Origin of the sequence: Candidatus Defluviilinea proxima, assembly GCA_016721115.1 — a bacterium.
In the GTDB taxonomy this organism is placed as follows: domain Bacteria; phylum Chloroflexota; class Anaerolineae; order Anaerolineales; family Villigracilaceae; genus Defluviilinea; species Defluviilinea proxima.
In genome coordinates this window covers 4,750,770-4,770,975 of sequence record JADKIW010000001.1, presented here as the reverse complement: position 1 = coordinate 4,770,975, position 20,206 = coordinate 4,750,770, and the positions used below count along the sequence as shown (strand labels likewise).

Annotated in this window: 19 protein-coding genes; 8 read left to right on the top strand and 11 right to left on the bottom strand. The window is 48.8% G+C overall.

Translation table 11 applies throughout. The features are described from left to right. Positions 1-7 precede the first annotated feature (7 nt). Positions 8-898 carry a quinate 5-dehydrogenase gene (locus IPP66_22185; protein ID MBK9927991.1) on the top strand — a complete coding sequence of 297 codons (891 nt, stop codon included), beginning with the start codon at positions 8-10 and terminating at the stop codon, positions 896-898. 112 nt (positions 899-1,010) lie between these two features. Further along, entirely contained in the window at positions 1,011-2,123 is a 1,113-nt protein-coding gene (locus IPP66_22180; protein ID MBK9927990.1) for an SPFH domain-containing protein, read from the top strand. Positions 2,124-2,183: 60 nt separating this feature from the next. On the opposite strand, the gene rny is transcribed toward IPP66_22180, so the two are convergent. Both rny and IPP66_22170 read right to left on the bottom strand, forming a co-directional pair. Then, on the bottom strand, positions 2,184-3,713 hold the full coding sequence (gene rny / locus IPP66_22175; protein MBK9927989.1) for a ribonuclease Y: 1,530 nt from the start codon (positions 3,711-3,713) through the stop codon (positions 2,184-2,186). Continuing rightward, entirely contained in the window at positions 3,710-4,363 is a 654-nt protein-coding gene (locus IPP66_22170) for a RecX family transcriptional regulator (protein MBK9927988.1), read from the bottom strand. Before IPP66_22170 ends, rny begins: the two co-directional genes overlap by 4 nt. Before the next feature lie 515 nt (positions 4,364-4,878). Between IPP66_22170 and IPP66_22165 the strand changes: the two genes are divergently transcribed. Next, positions 4,879-7,146: an NADP-dependent malic enzyme gene (locus IPP66_22165; GenBank protein ID MBK9927987.1), complete on the top strand. Its 2,268-nt coding sequence runs from the start codon at positions 4,879-4,881 to the stop codon at positions 7,144-7,146. A gap of 70 nt (positions 7,147-7,216) precedes the next feature. Continuing rightward, positions 7,217-8,149, top strand: a complete 933-nt coding sequence (locus IPP66_22160) for a 2-dehydropantoate 2-reductase (protein ID MBK9927986.1) — start codon at positions 7,217-7,219, stop codon at positions 8,147-8,149. Positions 8,150-8,151: 2 nt separating this feature from the next. Here the strand turns inward: IPP66_22160 and IPP66_22155 are convergent, their stop codons facing one another. From IPP66_22155 to IPP66_22115, 9 genes are all read right to left on the bottom strand, one after another. After that, positions 8,152-9,024 (bottom strand): ABC transporter permease subunit, encoded by an 873-nt coding sequence (locus tag IPP66_22155; GenBank protein ID MBK9927985.1) that lies wholly within the window; start codon positions 9,022-9,024, stop codon positions 8,152-8,154. Next, positions 9,021-9,854: an ABC transporter ATP-binding protein gene (locus IPP66_22150; GenBank protein ID MBK9927984.1), complete on the bottom strand. Its 834-nt coding sequence runs from the start codon at positions 9,852-9,854 to the stop codon at positions 9,021-9,023. Before IPP66_22150 ends, IPP66_22155 begins: the two co-directional genes overlap by 4 nt. A gap of 95 nt (positions 9,855-9,949) precedes the next feature. Continuing rightward, a complete protein-coding gene (locus IPP66_22145; GenBank protein MBK9927983.1) occupies positions 9,950-11,113 on the bottom strand; it encodes a hypothetical protein in 1,164 nt (387 codons plus the stop codon). Then, positions 11,110-11,685 carry a sigma-70 family RNA polymerase sigma factor gene (locus IPP66_22140; protein ID MBK9927982.1) on the bottom strand — a complete coding sequence of 192 codons (576 nt, stop codon included), beginning with the start codon at positions 11,683-11,685 and terminating at the stop codon, positions 11,110-11,112. Before IPP66_22140 ends, IPP66_22145 begins: the two co-directional genes overlap by 4 nt. A 58-nt stretch (positions 11,686-11,743) precedes the next feature. Next, positions 11,744-12,370: a DedA family protein gene (locus IPP66_22135; GenBank protein MBK9927981.1), complete on the bottom strand. Its 627-nt coding sequence runs from the start codon at positions 12,368-12,370 to the stop codon at positions 11,744-11,746. 12 nt (positions 12,371-12,382) lie between these two features. Beyond that, positions 12,383-12,775, bottom strand: coding sequence for a hypothetical protein (locus IPP66_22130; protein ID MBK9927980.1), 393 nt, complete (start codon positions 12,773-12,775; stop codon positions 12,383-12,385). Between the two features lie 4 nt (positions 12,776-12,779). Continuing rightward, positions 12,780-13,517: a hypothetical protein gene (locus IPP66_22125; protein MBK9927979.1), complete on the bottom strand. Its 738-nt coding sequence runs from the start codon at positions 13,515-13,517 to the stop codon at positions 12,780-12,782. A gap of 8 nt (positions 13,518-13,525) precedes the next feature. Beyond that, entirely contained in the window at positions 13,526-14,791 is a 1,266-nt protein-coding gene (gene obgE / locus IPP66_22120) for a GTPase ObgE (GenBank protein MBK9927978.1), read from the bottom strand. Beyond that, positions 14,792-15,361, bottom strand: coding sequence for a biotin transporter BioY (locus IPP66_22115; protein MBK9927977.1), 570 nt, complete (start codon positions 15,359-15,361; stop codon positions 14,792-14,794). It lies immediately after the preceding gene. A gap of 185 nt (positions 15,362-15,546) precedes the next feature. Here IPP66_22115 and IPP66_22110 point away from each other — a divergent pair, with 185 nt between their 5' ends. The 4 genes from IPP66_22110 to IPP66_22095 all read left to right on the top strand — a co-directional run bounded on the left by IPP66_22110 (position 15,547) and on the right by IPP66_22095 (position 20,163). Then, positions 15,547-16,599 (top strand): LysM peptidoglycan-binding domain-containing protein, encoded by a 1,053-nt coding sequence (locus tag IPP66_22110; GenBank protein ID MBK9927976.1) that lies wholly within the window; start codon positions 15,547-15,549, stop codon positions 16,597-16,599. Between the two features lie 106 nt (positions 16,600-16,705). Next, a complete protein-coding gene (locus IPP66_22105; GenBank protein MBK9927975.1) occupies positions 16,706-17,095 on the top strand; it encodes an FHA domain-containing protein in 390 nt (129 codons plus the stop codon). Next, positions 17,088-18,224 (top strand): hybrid sensor histidine kinase/response regulator, encoded by a 1,137-nt coding sequence (locus IPP66_22100; protein ID MBK9927974.1) that lies wholly within the window; start codon positions 17,088-17,090, stop codon positions 18,222-18,224. Before IPP66_22105 ends, IPP66_22100 begins: the two co-directional genes overlap by 8 nt. Beyond that, complete coding sequence (locus IPP66_22095; protein MBK9927973.1) at positions 18,217-20,163, top strand: PAS domain S-box protein; 1,947 nt, start codon at positions 18,217-18,219, stop codon at positions 20,161-20,163. Before IPP66_22100 ends, IPP66_22095 begins: the two co-directional genes overlap by 8 nt. The last annotated feature ends 43 nt before the right edge of the window (positions 20,164-20,206 follow it).

The following is a 20,206-nucleotide window of genomic DNA, read 5'->3' as shown; positions in this document are numbered from 1 at the left end:
AGGGCATATGAAACGTGCAGTCAGTATCAGTTTGGGGAGTTCGAAACGGGATAAGAAAATTGTTGTTAACTTCAATGGGGTTGAAGTTCAGGTCGAACGCATGGGTATGGACGGCAATATTGCCAAAGCCCGTCAGATGTATCTGGATTTAGATGGCAAAGTGGATGCCTTTGGCGTTGGTGGTGTGGATTTATACCTGCGGCTCGACGATAAAGAATATCCGCTTCATGCCGCCCTGAAACTTGTCTCCGGCGTGACGCAGACTCCACTCTGTGATGGTCGCGGTCTCAAGCACACCCTTGAGCGTCGCGTATTTCAATTAGCCAAAACTCAACTTGGAGACATCCACTTCAAGCAGGCGTTTGCGCCACTTGCCATAGACCGGCTTGGGTTGATGCAGGCAGTTTCCGATGTCACAGAAAGAACCGTGTTCGGAGATTTGATGGTCGCTTTAGGCCTCCCGATCCCGATCTATGGCATCCCCGCTTTCAAAAGAGTCGTGCGAGTCATGTTGCCGATTGTCAGCTACTTTCCCATGAGCATGCTCTTTTATGGCAGTGATGGCGCTGAGCATGAGCCGAAGTACACCAAATATTTTGAAGAATCGGATTTGCTCGTGGGTGATTTTCTGTTCATGCGGAAATACATGCCGAAGAATTTATCTGGCAAGACTGTAGTGACGAACACCACCACCGAGGAAAATATTGAACTGCTCAAATCGTGTGGCATAAAGACGATCATCACAACTACGCCACGGTATGATGGCCGTTCATTTGGTACAAATATGATGGAAGCCGCGTTAACCGCATATGCTGGAAAGGGGAGGCGGTTGACGGATGATGAGCTAAATAACTTGATCGATGAGTTGAGCCTCAGGCCGGGGGTGGTGAATTTTTGACCCTTGGAGAAATAAGCCTTACTCTAAAACCTTTTTGCCAGACTCTCGTATATTTTGCTGAAGGAGATTGCTGATAGAATCGTAGTATTCATTATTAATGGTGAGGAAGCTCATGAAGAGACAAAACCCAGACCCACAACCACGAGGAGAAAATAATATGCGTTCCGTTCCATTTACATTCCCTAAAAGACTGCTTTGGGGATTGGTGATTGTTGTTGCAGTCATTGCCATTGCTGTATTGGTCCGGTCGTTTTGGTATTTTGAAGTGATCAACAACGACGAGGTGGGCGTTGCCATTGAAGCTGGTGAGATTCGAAGTATAAAGCAGCCCGGTATTGCGTATGATATTGGTTTGTTTGTTCAACTTGTCAAGATCAAGACCAGCGCAGTTGCCATCACAGTGGATGACCCCGAACTCATTACCATTGATAAACAGCGTATTGGCTTGGAAGTGACAGCTGATGTATTCCGCCCAAGAGAAGCGGATGTTGTGATCTCCAACTATTCACGATATCGAAATATTTATCTGAATGATGAATCCCTGCAACAACGTATGACAGCTTTCACGTTACAGGCAATGAAAGTATGCGTGGGTGACAAAAAATTTGATGAGGCAGTCATTGGCTCTGGTCGCGATGCGTTGCGGACTTGTATCGATGATGAGTTAAGTGCTTTGGCCCAGCCGCTGGGTTTGGAAGTACGTAACGTCGCTGTGCCTCAGATCAAGATCTCCCCCGAGGTGCAAGCTGGGTTGGATGCCATCGTACAAAGTCGCTTAGCCACTGAAAAAGCAAAACAAGATGCTCAAAAAGCACAGCAAGAAGCCTTAGCACAACAGGCGGTTGAAGAAGGTCGGATCCGTGTGGAGCAATCCAGGTTGCAAGAAGAGGCTCGTCAACAAGTCACTCTTCAACAGTTGAAGCAACAACAATTAGAGGCTGAACTTGCAGTTATTCAACAAGAGACGATCAATGCCCAATCACAATTGGAATTGACGAAGGCCCAACAGCAAGTTGCTGCCGAACAAGCTCTTGTCGATCTGGCTAAAGAACTTGCTCTTGCTGAACTTTATGCAAAGAATCCTTCTTACGTAAGCCTTCAGGTCGCGCTTGCCAATGCCTCGGCTATCAAACAAACAGACAAGATCATCTTTACCCCTCAGGGGACATCTCCCAACCTGATCTTTACGAACAACAATGTCTTGCCGAGTATCGATGTAAAGTAACGCTTGCTCTTTGAATCAAAAACGGGCTGTCAAACTGACAGCCCGTTTTGGTTTAATCTTTTACTTCGCAAATTCCGTGGACCGTGTTTCACGGATCACGGTCACCTTGATCTGACCGGGGTATTGCATGGTTTCTTCGATCTTTTTGGCGATGTCTCTTGCGAGGCGGGCGGAGGTGAGATCGTCGATCTTTTCAGGTTTGACGATGACACGCACTTCGCGGCCTGCTTGAATGGCGAAGGCTTGTTCCACGCCGTCGAAGGAGGTGGACAGTTCTTCAAGCGTGCGGATGCGTTTGATATAGGCTTCAAGATCTTCGCGGCGTGCGCCCGGGCGTGCGCCTGAGATGGCGTCTGCGGCTTCGGCGATGATCGCTTCGATCGATTCCTGTTCCACTTCGTGGTGGTGGGAAGCGATGGCATTTACAACCTTTGCGTTCACACCATAGCGCTTACAGAATTCCGCGCCAAGCATGGCATGTGTGCCTTCCTGGTTGTGATCCATGGCTTTGCCAATATCGTGCAGGAAGCCGCCCAGTTTGGATAGTTCGACATTGGCGCCGATTTCTGCGGCAAGGATACCAGCCAGCTTGGAGACTTCAACTGCGTGGGCAAGTTGGTTCTGTCCGTATGATGTGCGGAACTTGAGACGTCCCATCATGCGCAAGACTTCAGGATGTACGCCTGAAACATTGGCATCATAGGCGGCTTGTTCGCCCGCTTCGTTGATGATCCGTTCAACCGCTTTGGCTTCATCCTGCACAACCTTTTCGATGTGTGCGGGGTGGATGCGTCCATCAAGGATCAGCTTTTCGAGCGCACGGCGACCGATCTCACGGCGGACCGAGTCAAAACAGGAGACGGTGACAGAGTCGGGCGTATCATCTACGATCACATCTACACCGGCGGCTTGCTCAAAGGCTTTGATGTTGCGTCCGTTGCGGCCTACGATGCGTCCCTTCATTTCTTCGCTGGGGAGGGTAACCACAGCGCGAGTTACTTCTGCCACATGTTCGGATGCAACACGTTGGATGGCGTCTGCGATCAACTTGCGGGCGCGTTTCTCGCCTTCCTCGCGTGCCTCAGCTTCGATCTGGCGCATGATGCGCGCCATGTCACTGCGGGCTTCTTTTTCAACAGCAGCAAAGAGGTCTTTCTTTGCATCGTCCTGGGTCATTTGCGAGATCTGTTCAAGTCTCTTGACCTGGTCCTCATGCAACTTGTCGATCTCGTTAGCGCGCTTATCCACTTGGGATTGGCGCTTGTTGACAGTTTGTTCGCGTTGCTCGAGGCGATCTACGCGGCTGTCGAGTTCAGAACGGCGCTTATCGAGTCTCTCGGTTTCTTTATTGAGCTCAATGCGTCGTTCCTTGATCTCAGATTCAGCGGCTTGAATGATCTTGGTGGCGCTTTCCCGTGCCTGACTTTCGATCAGGCGAGCCTGTTCGTTGGCACCTTTCAGGATGGCATCTGCTTTATTTTGCTGGCTTTTTCTTTGTTGTTCCACACGATAACGGTGGAAGAAGTACCCTGCGATCACACCCACGATCAGGACGAGTATATTCTCTATCAATATCACGATTGAATTCATGTTAGGTCCTCTTCTTCAAAATGTTGTTCCTCGGCGTGTGCTTCATTCCAAATGCGGGTGACGACAGGTGCGATCACCGAATAGGAGAAACCGCGACGGGCGAGGAACCCGGATAGTTTTGTTCTGAACTCGTTCCATTCCAGACTTTTGAATCTGGGTGCCCGTTTTTGGGCCGCTTCATACGCGAGAGCTTCGTCATTCACGTCTTCAAGCGCGGACTTCGTTGACTCATCGTCGAGTCCTTTTTGACGAAGTTCCATTGCCATCATGCGGCGACTGCGTGGGCGGAAGGTGCTTCGATTCTCAACCCATGCACGGGCGAATTGATTGTCGTTGGCAAGCCCATCCTTGCGGAGGCGTTCGATGGTTTCCTCGATCACCGATTCGGGAATCTCATGTTTTTGCAGATTCTTTCGGATCTCGGATTCGGAGCGGGCGCGGTAACTCAAAAAGAGTAACGCCTGTTGGAACGCCCGTTCACGCGCATCTTCGGCTTGCAACTGCTCAATTTTCTTTTCTTCCAACTCCTGACCAACTCTGAGCCATGCGGCGGTAATGCGTTCCAGTCCGAAGGCAAATTCCCCATCGAGGTAAATATTTACTCGATTAGAACGTTTCTTTTGCACTTCAATAGCAGTAATTTTTCTCATTTTTAACGCACACAGCCGAAGACCGTCTGACGGTCTCGGCTGTCGAAGATCCCGTAGTAACGGGATGAGAAATGTCTGGGTAGGCTGAGCAAACCCAAAGTCCACGCAAGAAGCGTTTTCTGAGGGCAGATTAAATCACGAGACGATTGACTAGGTCAGGTCGGGTGATTAGGTTAAGAGGGGTGGAAGTCCAATACTTCTTCAAAATTTTTCCTAATTTGACTTCACAGGGTACCCTTTCGAGTACCGATTAACTCCCAAACCGGGGGAGGTTCTTGCTCTTATGCTCAATCCAGAAGTTCTTACAACGAGACCGCAAAAGCGGCAGAAATTAGCGAGTCCATCCTTGCGGATGTGATAATTATACATGGCTTTTTAACTTTTGTTAACGTGATATTTTCATGTCAATTTGGGCTCAGGGCACGGGACAAAGTTGTGACAAACAGAACTAGATAATTCTCATATAATAAGAAGTAGTTTCGTTGCTTCTATCATATTCCCGTTTAGGAGGTCCTATGGCTAAGTTCACGCGAGAAGATGCGCTGGAATACCATCGTTTGAAAGGCAAGCCCGGCAAGATAGCGATTGTGCCGACCAAGCCGATGGATACGCAAAGAGATTTGAGCCTTGCGTATTCGCCGGGGGTAGCTGAACCAGTGTTGGAGATCGAAAAAGACCCTGCGAATGCCTACGAATATACATCGAAGGGAAATCTGGTGGCTGTGATCTCGAACGGCACAGCGATCTTGGGGCTTGGTGACCGCGGTGCACTAGCGGGCAAGCCTGTGATGGAGGGGAAGGGGGTGTTGTTCAAGAAGTTTGCAGATATTGATGTATTTGATATTGAAGTAAATTCACACGACCCGGATGAGATTATCAAAGTGGTGGCGGCGATCTCGCCGACATTTGGCGGTATTAACCTCGAAGATATCAAAGCTCCTGAATGTTTTTACATCGAAGAAGAATTGAAGAAGATGCTGGATATTCCTGTGTTTCATGATGACCAGCATGGAACAGCGATCATCTCGTCTGCAGGGTTGGCGAGTGCATTGGAAATTGTCGGTAAGAAGCATGAAGAGATCCGTATTGTGATCTCAGGCGCAGGCGCTTCTGCGATCTCGTGCGCGGAACTTGCGATCAAGTGGGGGGTAAAGCGCGAGAACATCATGCTCGTAGATACCAAAGGCGTCGTGTACAAGGGCCGCAAAGAGGGCATGAATAAGTATAAGGATCGCCTTGCAGTGGATGACAAGGGTCATCGCACGCTGGCAGACGCGGTCCGCGATGCAGATGTGTTCTATGGGCTTTCTGTAGCGAATGTATTGACGCCGGAGATGGTCAAGAGCATGGCAAGCGACCCGATCATCTTTGCGATGGCCAACCCCGACCCGGAGATCAAACCTGAATTGGCGAAAGCGGCGCGTAAAGATGTCATCATCGCGACGGGTCGTTCAGATTATGCAAATCAAGTAAACAATGTGTTGGGCTTCCCATTCATTTTCCGTGGCGCATTGGACGTGCGTGCCAGTGCGATCAATGAGGAAATGAAGTTCGCGGCTTCGAAGGCGCTGGCCGCATTGGCAAAAGAAGATGTGCCCGACTCGGTCATTCGTGCGTATGGCGGTGAGAGTATCAAGTTCGGACGTGATTACATTATTCCGACGCCGCTTGACCCGCGTGTGTTATTGTGGGAAGCGCCCGCCGTTGCTGAGATGGCGATGAAGACCGGTGTGGCACGCAAGCCTATTGACATTGATGAGTACCGTGAACAGCTTGCGTTCCGTCAGGGCAAGGGTGAACAAGTCCGTTACTTCTTCCAAAACAAGGCGCGTTCTTCAGGTGGTACGAAGCGTGTCGCTTTTGCGGAAGGTGAGGAGCAGAAGGTCATTCGCGCGGCGTATCAAATTCAGGAAGAAGGCATTGCCACTCCTGTTTTGATCGGGCGCGAAGAGGTCATTCAGGAACATATCACTGCATTGGGCCTCGATTTCAAACCTGAGACCATTTATCCGCGCCAATATCAAGATCAGGAACGATATGCAAAGGCCTATTATGAACTTCGCAATCGCAAAGGCGTGACAATTAATGATGCGGCCAAGAAAGTCCGCGATGCGAATGTATTCGGCTCAATGATGGTCAAGCTCGGCGATGCGGATGCGTTCGTTTCGGGTCTCACCTATGATTATCCCGATGTTATTCGTCCGTCGTTGCAGATCCATCATACGGATAAAGGCGCGGCCCGTGCGGCGGGTGTGTATCTTATGATCGTAGATGACCGTGTGTATCTCTTTACGGATGCGACGGTCAACATTGACCCAACTGCGGAAGATCTCTCTGACATTGCATGTCTCGCGGCGGATTTTGCCAAGCGCCTCGAATTGGACCCGAGGGTTGCGTTCCTGTCATTCTCAAATTTTGGTTCCACGCCTCATCCTCTTTCGGATAAAGTGCGGCGTGCCGTTGAACTGACAAAGTCTCGCCGCCCGGATATGGTTGTGGATGGTGAGATGCAAGCGGATACGGCCATTGTGACCGATATCATTGAGCAACGTTATTCGTTCAGCAAGGTCAAGGATGCGAATGTGTTGGTGTTCCCATCGCTTGAGTCGGCGAATATCGCTTACAAGTTGCTGGCCCGGTTGGGGAACGCCAAAGCAATTGGACCGATCCTGCTTGGAATGGGCGCACCGGTCCATGTATTGCAGACGGGCGATGATGTGAATGCCATAGTGCAGATCGCGGCCGTTGCTGTGATGGATGCGATGGGACGCGAAGGCAAGTAGTGATAAGATAGTTATAACTTTCGGGGCGGATGTTGGTTTCAACGTCCGCCCTTTGATTTAAGAGGCGATGATGAAATTTGCGATTTTTGGAACGGGTGGGGTTGGCGGTTACTTTGGTGGGAAGCTTGCACAGGCTGGGCAGGATGTAACGTTTATTGCCCGAGGGAAGCATCTGGCGTCCATAACGGAGGCAGGTCTAAAGGTCGATTCGATCGGCGGCGATTTTTTAGTAAAACCTGCAAAGGCGACTGCCATGCCGCAGTCCGTTGGTGAAGTGGATTGTGTCATCGTTTCAACAAAGGCCTGGCAGTTGAACGAATCCATTGAACAGTTGAAACATCTTGTGGGGGAGCGGACGATGATCCTGCCTTTGCTGAACGGAGTCGAACATGTTGACTTACTTGTCAATGCGTTTGGGCGTGAACGCGTACTTGGTGGCATGTGCAGGATCAGTTCGTTTGTTGCCGGGCCGGGTCATATTACGCATGTGGCGATCAAGCCTGTGATCGTTTTTGGAGAGTTGGACAATGAGAAGAGTGAAAGGGTGGTTGCATTGCAGAATATTTTTTCTGCGATGGATGGCATCATTGTGGAAGTTCCGAATGATATTCAAGTTGCGATGTGGGAGAAGTTTGTTTTTATTTGTTCGACGAGTGGTGTGGGCGCAGTGACACGCCAACCGTTCGATGTGTTTCGGGCTGTACCTGAATCGCGCGCGTTGCTCAAATCTGCGATCACTGAGGCTGTGAATGTTGGGTGGGCGAAAGGTGTGATGTTGGCAAGCGACCTTGTAGATTCGTTGATGAAACGCATTGATGGTTTACCGTCCATGGTCGCTTCGATGCAAAAGGATATTATGGAAGGACGGCCATCGGAGTTGGATGCACAAACAGGCGCAGTCATCCGATTGGGGCGTGTACTGAATGTCCTAACCCCAACCCATGAATTTATTTACGCAAGTTTGTTGCCGCAAGAAATGAAGGCAAGGTCAAATAAGGAATGACTCTACAGGTCGCGTTTTTGGAAAATACGGATGGATAAAACCAATGTGACGACAAGGTAAAGACCTGCATATGCCACCATCAATACACTTGGAACAGATACTGCCCCAAAAGGTGATATTCCCAATACCCCGGCCAATGGGGTTTGCATTTCAAAAGCGGCACGTCTCCACAATGATTCACTTGGAATGATCAAACTTGTAAAGATCCCAATCTGGACAGCCGTCTGATTGTGAAATACTGCGCCGAATTGTTCGATCCAGCCGCCAATGAAGGATAGGCCGTAAAGGCCGAAAACGATCCCGCCTGTGGCCAACGCTGGGAATGCTGCGGAACATGTCACTGTGACCGACATGATGAGTACTGCTTCCATGTAAATGAGCAGCAACCCTGCCAATAGATTATCGGGGGTGTAGCCCGTTTGCAGGAACATGCTCAAGACAACTCCGCCGCCCATGAGCAAAACATACAGCCCGAGCAACCCTGCAAACCCCAACCATTTCCCCAAAACGACATCTGCACGACGGATCGGTTTTGTGACGATCGTTTGTATGGTACCTGAATTGATCTCACCTGCAAGCGTATCGGCACCAAGCAACGCAGCCATTGTGATGGACAGAAAGGTCACTGCATACAGCCCTGCCATCAAAAAACCGTTCATGGTTTCAACACCGATGATGTTCTGTGCACTTTGCGGAACAGAAGGATTCTCTGCGATAGCGGCTTTTGCAGCAAGGGCTACTTGTTCAAGAATGAAATGCAGACCGAGCGAATAAATGACGATGAATGCTATTCCCAGTACCAGCCCCGCCAACATGATGCGCCGCCTCATTGCTTCGCGGAAAGTTAACTTTGTAAGTATCCAGATCGCATTCATAACCCACCATCCTTGCCGACAGTTTCGATGAAAATATCCTCCAATGACATGCGGTTCGGCGTGATCGCATACACCTCTGCATGTTGCGCCACAAGATACCGCGTGATCTCAGGCAGGACAGAATCGCTTGGGATGATCATATGAATAAACTCGCCATCCAATTGCATATCCTTGCCCCATTGTGAGAGTCCGCCCAATGACTCTGCGGAGAAATTGGCAACACGGATGGTTACGCTTGTTTGGTCGGCAGACAATGATGATAAGTCCAGTATGCGCGCCACTTCGCCGTGGCGAATGAACGCGACCCGGTCACAAGTCACTTCGATCTCGCTTAGTAAGTGCGAGTTCAGAAATACGGATGTCCCTTGCGCGCGGACTTCATGGATCACATCACGGACGAGGCGACGACCGACCGGGTCCAACCCTGAGGTCGGTTCATCCAGGAAAACCAAAGCTGGTCTGTTCAACAGAGCCTGTGCCAACCCAATTCGTTGCAGCATCCCTTTTGAGAATGTACGTAATTGTTTATCGCGAAAATCGGAGAGTCCCACCCTTTCAAGCAATTCATTCATCCTTTGCTTGAGATTCTTTTTGGTCATCTTGAGTAATTGACCGTTGAGCAATAAAAATTCAGCCGCAGTCAGCCATTCTTGAAAACGAAAATGTTCAGGGAGAAATCCGACTTGAGACATGACCTTGCGATTCCCGATCGGTTTCCCAAGCAGGAAGGCTGAACCGGATGTTGGTTCGATCAACCCCAGCAACATCTTCATCGATGTTGTTTTCCCAGCGCCGTTGGGCCCAAGGAAACCGAACACCTCACCCTGCATGACTTGCAGGGTGAGGCCTTTCACTGCGGCGTAATCGCCGAAGACTTTTCTAAGCCTTTCTGTTTCGATTGCGTTGGCCACGAAGATCCAATTTCCTATGGAAGTGAATTTGCGATGTCGAGTGCCTGTTGTAAATTATCACTAACTCCGCCGATGGCGTAGATGATGCCATTCTTCACCCAGATGAGTGCGAATTGCGGGGCATCTTCGCGGGTGCGTTGAATGAGTGTGCCGGTCACACCATCAACAGCAACCTGTTCGTAGGTGGATGCGTTCTTCGGGATCGGGACGACAAGTGTGGATGTCCAATCGACGGTGCTGGTGAAAGCTGCGGCCTGTTCACTGGTCATGCCGGAGAATTCGAGAGCGATCTGGGCAAGTTGTGTCACGTCAACGCTTGCGGGGGCAGAAACGCTCGGGCTTGGGATCTCAGCAAGGATGATGCAGCCTGCGTAGCTGCGACGGATGCCCGGGCCAAATTCAGAATCTTCCATATCACTGCTTGGGGGAGGGCAGTTCCCAAAGCCAATGCTTACACTGGATGGAATATCTACGGATATTCTTGCACCATCAAGTGCATTGGGCAGGATGAGATCACTGCGACCAGCTTCATTAAGAAGTGCCTGTGCTTTGGTTTGGTCTATGGTGAAGGTGAATGCTGAACTTCCCGTTACATAAATACTGGATGGAGTCATATCCTGTGGAACACGCACGTTGAAACCTGTCAATTGACTGGCCTGGCTTGCATCCTGCGCCTGTACCGGGTCACCGGGTTCTTGATTCATTGTAATCGAATCTGAAATGAGTTGACTGACATCAGGGCCATTGATACTGCTCAATCGTTCCATGCCCGTAAAATCGACAGGGACGACAGTTACTTGTTGCACACGGAATAGATTAAGAATTTCACTTGCAAGTGCCCGTGTTCCAGGAAATGCAAAGACAAGCGCCAGGATCAGCATTGATGGAACACCATATCGCACAAGCGGTGATGCGAATAACTTTCTAAACATGTTTGTCTCCTTTTTGGTAAGTTGATACTCTTTGAATCGAAGCCAGGCAGAAGATGAGGAAAGACCCGTATCTTTTGTTTCGGAGGAGAGAAAAGTCAGTTGGTCAGCGACCAGCTTTGAGTGAGTCTGAAGCGTTTGTTTTCGCATCTGACAATGTGAACAGGATTCAAGGTGGGTGAGTCCCACAGAATCCAGTTCGTCATCCAGGGCTGCTCGTAATTGACCGTCGTTCAGATGTTTGTTCATTTTTCTTCCTCCTGGGCGAGTTTCCGGTATTGCTTCTCGAATTCGCGTTCTGCCCGTAAGAGCAGTGGACCGATGGATGTTGGGGACAGTTGCAGTGCGTCCGCGATCTCTTTGTAGGCCATGCCTGAATGGCGCATGATCAAAAGCTCTGTCTGGCGTGCGTTCATTTGACCAAGTGCCATGCGGACAAGATGCTGCTCCTCTTTTTTTGCGAAAATTCTGGGTGGCTGCTCTTCGTGGATCTCAATTAATGCATCTTTGCCTGCGCTGGTCTCGTAGTGCTCCCGTCGTTTGAAACTTCGAATGGATTGCAATGCGAGGTTTGTGGCAACTTTAAAGAGCCAGCCGCGCGTATTGGAACCATCCTGTTCAGCAGGATCGTGCTTATAGAGTCGGTAAAAGGTTTCCAGGGCAAGGTCTTCCGCTTCTGCCGGGTCGATGACCATGCGGGAGAGAAATCGGTGGATCGATGACCAATACTCGTGGAAAATGCTTTCGAATGACTCTTCTGACCTGCTCTTGTTGAGCTTCATTGCGTAAGGAACACTTTCGTGCCTCAGGGATTCATCCATGGGTCCTTGGGTCTTTCATATGGATAATCCCGCTCGGTTGGAAAATGAGACAGCCAGTTTACTGTATGCCTGTCGCGTCTGGCGATTCTGCTGAAGAAGTAGCTAGGCTGTTTTTTCTCAATCTTCTTACCCCCAGCCACACGCCTATTGCTAAAAAGACAAGACCCAATGCAAGACCGCTGACATTGTTTATCAAATTGCTGATGACTTCCCATTCTGCGCCAAATAGATAGCCTAACCCACCATATCCGAAGATCCAGATCGCTTCACCGATCAAGTCATAGAGGAGGAAACGGCGAATGCCGTATCCGCTTGTGCCTGCGATCAAGTTGACTGGGATGGCGATACCAGTGACGAGGAAACGACTCCACACTACAGCCATGCCACCCCAGCGTTTGAAGGTTGACTCGGCCTGTGTCCAGTTTTTGTTGTTTTGAAAACGGCGTAGAATAGGTTCACGAGCATAATGTCCCATGGCATAGCTGAGGCAATCACCAACCACAACAAATGTGAGTGCGATCAATGCGGCTGAGCTCCAGGTGAGCAGTCCTTGTTTGGCGAATGCCCCGGCCGCAATAATGGTCAATGTTCCAGGTAACGGAATCCCCAAGGCGCCGATGAACACGATCAACCCAATGAGCGGGGCGCCATAGTTGATGATTTGAGTGAGTATAAAATCAGACATGTGCAGTTCATTCTACGGAGTGGCTGGTGGCGTGGGAGGTTGTTTTATTAAGATGGTGGTTTTAACCGTCTCAAGTACATAGTTCGATCGATCTGGGAAGAATTCGTCGTTCAATTGTTTGAGGCTTTTCTCATCATTGCCTTTGGGATCAATGTCAAGCGCTCTGAAGAGATCTCTAGGATGTACATGATAGGTCATGGAAATATAGGGAATGGTCATCCAGTCACGAATCAGTTCCACATCTGTTTCAACTTTTTGAGATTCGGCAGCTCCGAAAGGAGGGGGAGGTCCATGCCTGCGAAATTCTCGAAACGCGTGGATGGCGCGCAGGCCAAAAAAGCCCACGGTCAGAATTCCCAGAACGATAAGGCCAATGATCAATACGCGTTGCCTGGATGGTGTCATATGTTCATTCCTCAGACGTTTTGTTCTTGTATATTCTATCCCCTGTTAATTTGTTGACGGCACGCCGCCACGAATCACCCTCTGTGCCAAAACCTTCATGCTGGAAGCGATAGTCACTCTTGCGGATGTATTCTGCCAGTTCCGCATTCAGGCTTTCCAATTTTTCTCGATTTACCGAGAGCAATAGATCATAGGTGGAAGAGTCTCGTACTAATTCAAGGGCTTTCTTCAAATGTGGAATGCAAAGTCCATCTGAAGCCTGAAATGCTTTGGCTGTTTCAGGGTCGCTCAAACTGCTTACCAATGCCGAAATAAAAATTTGGACAGCTTTTTCCTGTTGCTGGCAGACAAGGCAATGCTTGTGTGGCGTGAGCGCATATATAACCCGTTGCACTGCGGCACTGACCTGCTCTGGCATTTGTTTTAAGAAGGAAGCCAACCGGCGTGTGCTGGTTGGCGGTGTTGCATCCTTTTCCATGCCTCGCAAAATATTCTTGATCACATCTTGATAGATGATCGCGAAGCCAAGTGCGTTGCCCAGTTTCTTATCCACGGTGAGTTGGGCGTGTTCACGGCAAAGCCCCAGACTCCCACGCAAATGCTCACGAGTTTTTACATCGTTGACGCTTTCATAAAAAAGATTGCCAACATATCGTTCCAACGTACGAGACTCGAGTCGACAGACCGGGCAACCTGACTGTCCACATGCCTCGAGCAATTCGTGAAAAGTGGATTCGGGCATTCAGCCTGCTATTCCTGCCACTCCAATTCAAAATCATTGATGGCTACCGTATCGCCGTCCTGCACACCTGCTTTACGCAAAGCATCTTTGATGCCGAGCGTATCAAGGATCTTTTGAAAGCGGCGCACGGAACCGTCATGTTCCCAGTAGGTCATCTTCGCGGCGCGTTCAATGGCAACACCACTGATGCGCCATTCATTCTCACCTTCACGTGTGATCTCGAATATGCGCGGGTCTTCTTTTGGTTTGTAGACCGGCATCGGCAATTCGACAATTTCTGGCATCGGTGTTTCTTGCAAGATCTGATATGCCTTGATCAACAGGTCGCGTGTGTTCGTGCGTGCCAAAGCGGATATGGTCATGAACTCCACTTTGCGCTTCTTGAATTCCTTTTGGATCTTCTCGAGTCTTTCCTGGACTTCGGGCTGGTCCACCTTGTTGAGCGCTACTACCTGAGGCTTCTTCCCCAAATTCGGATCGAAGAGAGATAACTCGGTATTGATCTGACTGTAGTCTGCGATGGGATCATCGGATAAGCCATCGAGCAAATGGATCAATACACGTGTGCGTTGAATGTGACGCAAAAAGTCATGCCCAAGCCCTGCGCCTGTTGAGGCGCCTTCAATGAGACCGGGGATATCCGCCAGTACGACAGTTGTGTTCACGTCAATTTCAGCCACACCGAGATTCGGCTCGAGTGTTGTGAATGGATATGGAGCGATCTTCGGCTTGGCATTCGTCAGCGCAGTGAGCAATGTGGATTTGCCAGCGTTCGGGACGCCGATCAGCCCAAGATCAGCGATCAGCTTCAATTCCAGTTTGACGCGTTTCTCTTCGTAGGGTTCGCCTTTTTCAGCAGTGCGAGGCGCTTGATTCCTCGAAGTCGCAAAGTGTTGATTCCCGCGTCCGCCGCGCCCGCCTTTGCAGATGATGAGTCGTTGCCCGCGTTCGGTCAGGTCACCGATGAGCTCGCCGGTATCCGCGTCATACACGAGCGTGCCGGGCGGCACAGGGATGACGAGGTCCTTGCCATACTTGCCAGACCTTTGCGAAGGCCCGCCCTTAACGCCATCATCTGCCTTGAATTTTTGATTCTGGCTGAAGGCCGAAAGCGTGTTGAGCGTGTGCCTTACTTCAAAAACAACATCGCCGCCTTTACCGCCGTCGCCGCCATCGGGCCCGCCATGCGTGATGAACTTCTCGCGATGGAAGTGCACCATGCCATCGCCGCCTTTGCCTGATCGAACGTAAATCTCTACCTGGTCTGTGAACATTTATTCCTTTGCTAACTTCCATGCCGAGGGTAATGCCAGTGAAGCAAGAATTAACTTGACCGCATCACCGAACAGGAACGGAAGCATACCGAACTCGATAGCCTTGCCCAAGCCGCCCACCACTGTGGACAGCCATGCAACGCCGAATATATAAATGATGACCGTGCCTGCGAGGAATGGGATGATGGAAGTACGTACGCTTCTTTCCAACCCGCGTTCTGCCAGCCAACCTATAACATAAGCCGCCACGACGAATCCAACGAGGTAGCCAGCTGTCGCACCGGTGAGAATACCAAGTCCGCTTGCACCGCCCGCAAAGAAGGGAAGTCCCATCGCGCCTTCGGTGATATAGAGGATCATTGTAGCCGCGCCGCGCTTTGACCCTAATGCTGCACCGATGAGCAGAACGCCAAAAGTCTGCCCTGTGATGGGTACAGGCATGAGGGGGATCTCGATCTGAGCCAGCCCTGCGAGGAGCAAACTACCCAGAACAATGAGGAACAAACTACGAACCCATTCCGTCGTACGAGGGAAGTAGCGGTTGGAAAGTGTTGGTGCAAGAGTTGTCATTTATAAATATCCTTTTGAGTAGTGTAGGGGCGACTTAACGAGAATGGATGGAGAGCTAAAAGAGGCACCCTTACTGTATTTAGTGAAGTAAGAACCTTATTATAAGCGAGCAAACAAAAATCTCCCTGTTACTTTTTTGCTTTTGGTGTAACATATTTATAAACAGGCATAATTGTAGGGTTTATATGCGTAAAATCACTTGTTTTCTATTTCTTTCTGTAATTCTGATCCTGTTTGCTGGAATAACTCCCATTCATAAGCAGACGGTTTATGCTCAAGAGCCTGAACCAACAACAACATTGACGCCTGACCTCATCCCAATCACGCCTGCGAGTTTGATTGAGGCGGTCAATGCTTTACGCTTGGAACACGGATTAAATGCGTTAAACGCTCATCCAGTCTTGATGCAAGTTGCGCAAACGGAAGCAGAGGGGATCGCAAATGGTATGCCCGGACACTGGCGCCCTAACGGACTGACATTAGGGCAATGGTTACTTTCTCTTGGATATCCGCTTTCGGGTGACTTGTCACTGGATGGATATCGTTCTGAGAACTGGGGCCCTGCCGGAACTGCAAGCGACGCGGTAGCTATGTGGTTGAGTGACGATATACACACCAACACCATGCTTTCGCCCTATCGCAGTGATATTGGGGCAGGTATTGCAGGGGGGATCGCAGTCCTTGAGACTGCCCTTCAGACCAAAAGCGGACAGATGCAATATGGTGCTTCCGTTATGTTGACGGGAATTGTACAGACGCAAGTTGCATATTCTGGTATGGGGACAGTGGCTGCGGCAAGCGGTGTACCGTTTGAATACTCTGTCCCTGTTGCTGTTAGTACGGCCCGCCTGGATGGGGATGTCATCCACGAAGTGCAATATGGCCAGACCTTATGGACTCTTGCTGAACTGTATCATGTGCATATCGAAGATATCAAGCGATTGAACGGGCTTCCCGACGATAATATTGTCCCTGGTTGGAAACTTCTTATCCAGAAAAAAGCCACGCAACCTGCACCGATAACAGATACTCCGTTGGTATTGATCACGTCCACTTCCACGAGCTACCCAACTGCAATCCCATTTCATACGAACACTCCCTCGGTTACAGTGACGATCCCTTCGGTGCCATTGGGCTCACAGATCAAGCAAAATAGCACAGTTGTTGCCGCGTTGTTGATCGCTTTTTCCATTTTGCTTGCTGGGATCATTGGCTTCGGTAAAAAGAAAGAAGTGTAAAAAGCATTAAAAACGGTGCTTTTTTATCGTTTTTGTAAAGTCCCTGTATTTGGAATGGGGAATCCCTGTATTTCCAATGCCATACCCCTGACTTATCATTTATGGTATGAGCAATAACGAAACACCCTATCATCAAGGCGTATTTCTTGTTATTAATAAACAGGTCATTCCGTTAGAGAAAAAGATTACAACATTTGGCCGTGCTTTAGATAATGACATTGTCTTTCATGAGGAATTTCTTTCCCGTTTTCATGCTGAGATCATCAATGAAAATGGGAGCTACGTATTGCACGATAAAAACTCGACTAGTGGGACTTTTGTAAATGGACGGAGAGTGGATGCCTGTGCTCTTAACTCCGGCGACTTGATTTCTCTGGCAAATATTTATATTATGTTCGTAGATAACAGCCCCAAAATCGCTGGTAAATCTATGGGGACAACACAAAGCCTCCATCAAACTGAAGAAGTAAAAAAACGGGAAAAGGCCCATGAGTAAAAATTCAACAATCTTGATCGTTGACGATGAGCCAGCCTTACGGTTGGGTTTAGCCGCGAAAATAAAGCGCCAGGGATATGATGTAGTCACGGCTTCTGATGGGGCCGAAGGTTTGCAAATTGCTACTGCAGTGTTGCCTGATCTCATCCTTTCGGATGTTATGATGCCGCCTCCTAATGGATTTGAGTTGCGCAGGCTAATGAGTCAGGATCCAAAGCTTGCGTCCATACCGTTTATATTTTTGACGGCTCGAAATGGCGTGGATGACCGCGTCGCTGGGATTCGCGATGGCGCTGATGACTACATCGCAAAGCCTTTTGTCGTTGAAGAATTGCTGGTAAGGATCGAGGCGGTATTAAGGCGTGTGAAGGTGGAGCAGACAAAAGGTCGGGATGCCGCGTGGGAGAGCGCCAATCAAGATATGGCTAAATTGAAGCAGGAGATCCTTCAAAATTTCCAGCATGAAATGCGCACTCCGTTGGCGAATATCATCATGCCTTTGGAACTATTTATTAATAATAAGTTCAACGATCCTGAGGAACAGACTCAATTTATACGCTCTGCATTGACCAATGTTGACCGTCTCGAATCACTTGTCACTGACTTTATTATGCTGACAAATATTGATCATGGTAGCCTCAATAAAATTCGACAATCCATTGATGTGAACAATCATATTCTTTTGCCGACTCAAAAACGTCTGGAACGATATAAGACAAAGGAATTGGAGTTTGTAACAGACATTAAGGTCGAAGGTGAGATCAAAGCGCCGCGCCGTGAATTTGTGCATGCCTTGGTACACCTTGTAGACAATGCTTTCAAGTTTAGCCCGAATAATGAGAAAGTAATATTAGCCATAAGAACAGAACTCAATGGGGATACAAGGATCGTTGTTAAAGATAAAGGGCCAGGTATTCCTGTTGATTTGTATGAAAAGGTTTTCGAGCGAAATTACCAGATTAGTAGAGGCGATAATCGGAAGTATGAAGGTTTGGGAGTTGGCTTGACTATTGCCAAGGCCGTGTTCTCGAATTTGGGCGGTGGTGTCTCATTTATTGATACACCAACAGGTTTTTGTGTAGAAGCATTCTTGCCGGGGGTTGGACCCGAAGATATTTCATATGGATGAAAAGACCATTCCTTTGCAGAAGGTGTCTGTACCGTCTAAAACGCGTACCGGATTGCAATATGGATTGTTAGGGGATGATTTTCATTATCGCGCTTTGTTTGAGCAAACTGGGGAATGCGTTTTTATCATTAGTATGGACTTTCGCTATATAGCAGTAAACCAACAGGCTTTGAGCCTTTTGGGATATGAAGAGCACGAATTGTTGGGTACGCCTGTTAGTAACATCATGTCGCAGGATGATGCGTTGGGTCATGGGCAGGTTTCTGAAAGACAGTCAAATCTCTATGAGCGTATTCTAAAGCGTAAAGATGGTTCCACTCTCCCTGTCGAGATTAGCACATCGGTGATCTATGATGCGCAAAACAATCCATCCTATATTCAAAGTATTGCACGCGATATATCCGAGCGAAAATCTGCCGAGCAAATGCTTAAGCGGCAGGCTCAGATTCTTTCGGTTCTAAATACAGCAACAGCAAAACTTCTACGTGCATTAAACATACATACTCAGATCCCTGAAGTGTTGGAGTCTCTGGGGCAGGCAATGGGTGTGTATTGTTGTTCCATATTTGAGATTAATACATTCTCCGCGAAGCCATATGTTGAAATTTTATATCAGTGGACCGACGCAAGCATACCGGCCTTTGATCTATCTGCCGTAATTAACCCATTTGTGCCAGACATATTGAATACTCGCGGAAAACACTTTTCGTTGCGAGATGCGAATGGCCAAACCGACGCTTCTTTCATGCCGTCGTTTGTCTCTGTTCCGATTGACGGTCACCCCGGCTTATGGCGGTACCTGGGATTCTTTGATGAGAAGAAGAACCTGTTGTGGTCATTATCAGAATCGGATGCGGCGCAGACGGCCGCTGATTTGATCGGTTCAGCGTTACAAAGAAATTTCTATGAAGAGACGATCAAACTCAATGAGATGCGCAATCGGATCATGTTGAACGCTCTACCGGACCTGTTGATCCGCATAAGTGTAGACGGGGAAATTCTTGATTACAGTGCTAATGCAGAACATCCGTTGTATGTTCATCGTGACATGATCTCCGGAAAGAAACTGTCAGAAACCTGGCCTGAAGAGATTGTCGCAACGATCATTGGAAAGTCAAATACTCAGGGATTTACAAAATCTCATTTTGTAGAAGGATTCCGTCTCCCTTATAGCAACAGCACGTATGAATCACGACTTTACCCCATTAACCTGGACGAGGCTTTGATCGTCATACGGGATATTACGGAACAGGTAAAGCTTAACGAGATGAAGTCTGACTTTATCAACCGTGCTTCCCATGAGTTGCGGACTCCGTTGACATCAGCGATTCTTATGGTTGACCTGATTCAGGAAGGTGGCACACCTGAAGAATTGGACGAATACTGGCGCACTCTGGTAGGGGAGTTGAATCGCCAAAAGGTTCTGATCGACCGCCTATTGATCGCAGGACGGCTCGAGAGCGGTATGATGAAGCTGGAAACCGTTCCAATGGATTTGATACCTGTCTTGGAAGAATCGATGACAGCAGTCAAGCCAATTGCCAATAAGCGGAAGGTTGTAATTAAACTTTTGACCGGGTCGGAACCTGTACAAATTTTGGGAGATAAAAGCGGGTTACAGCAGGTTTTTATCAATCTGTTCAACAATGCGGCTAAATTTTCACCGGCGGGAGGTTCAGTTGATGTCAGTGTCTCGCAAAACGGTCCCAGTGTTCAAGTGGAGATCAGGGACCATGGTGTAGGAATCCCTGACGAAGCCATCCCTCATTTATTCGAGCGCTTCTACCGCGCCAAAAACGTGACCATCGCTGAGATCCCTGGCAGTGGAATTGGCCTCTATATCGTAAAATCAATTGTGGAAGAGCTTGGTGGAACAATTCACGTCAAAAGTATATTAAACGAGGGTACGATATTTACGGTCAGTTTGAAATCTTTTTAGTAAGCTGAAATACATATAGTGTAGGAAAATAAAAGTGACAGTC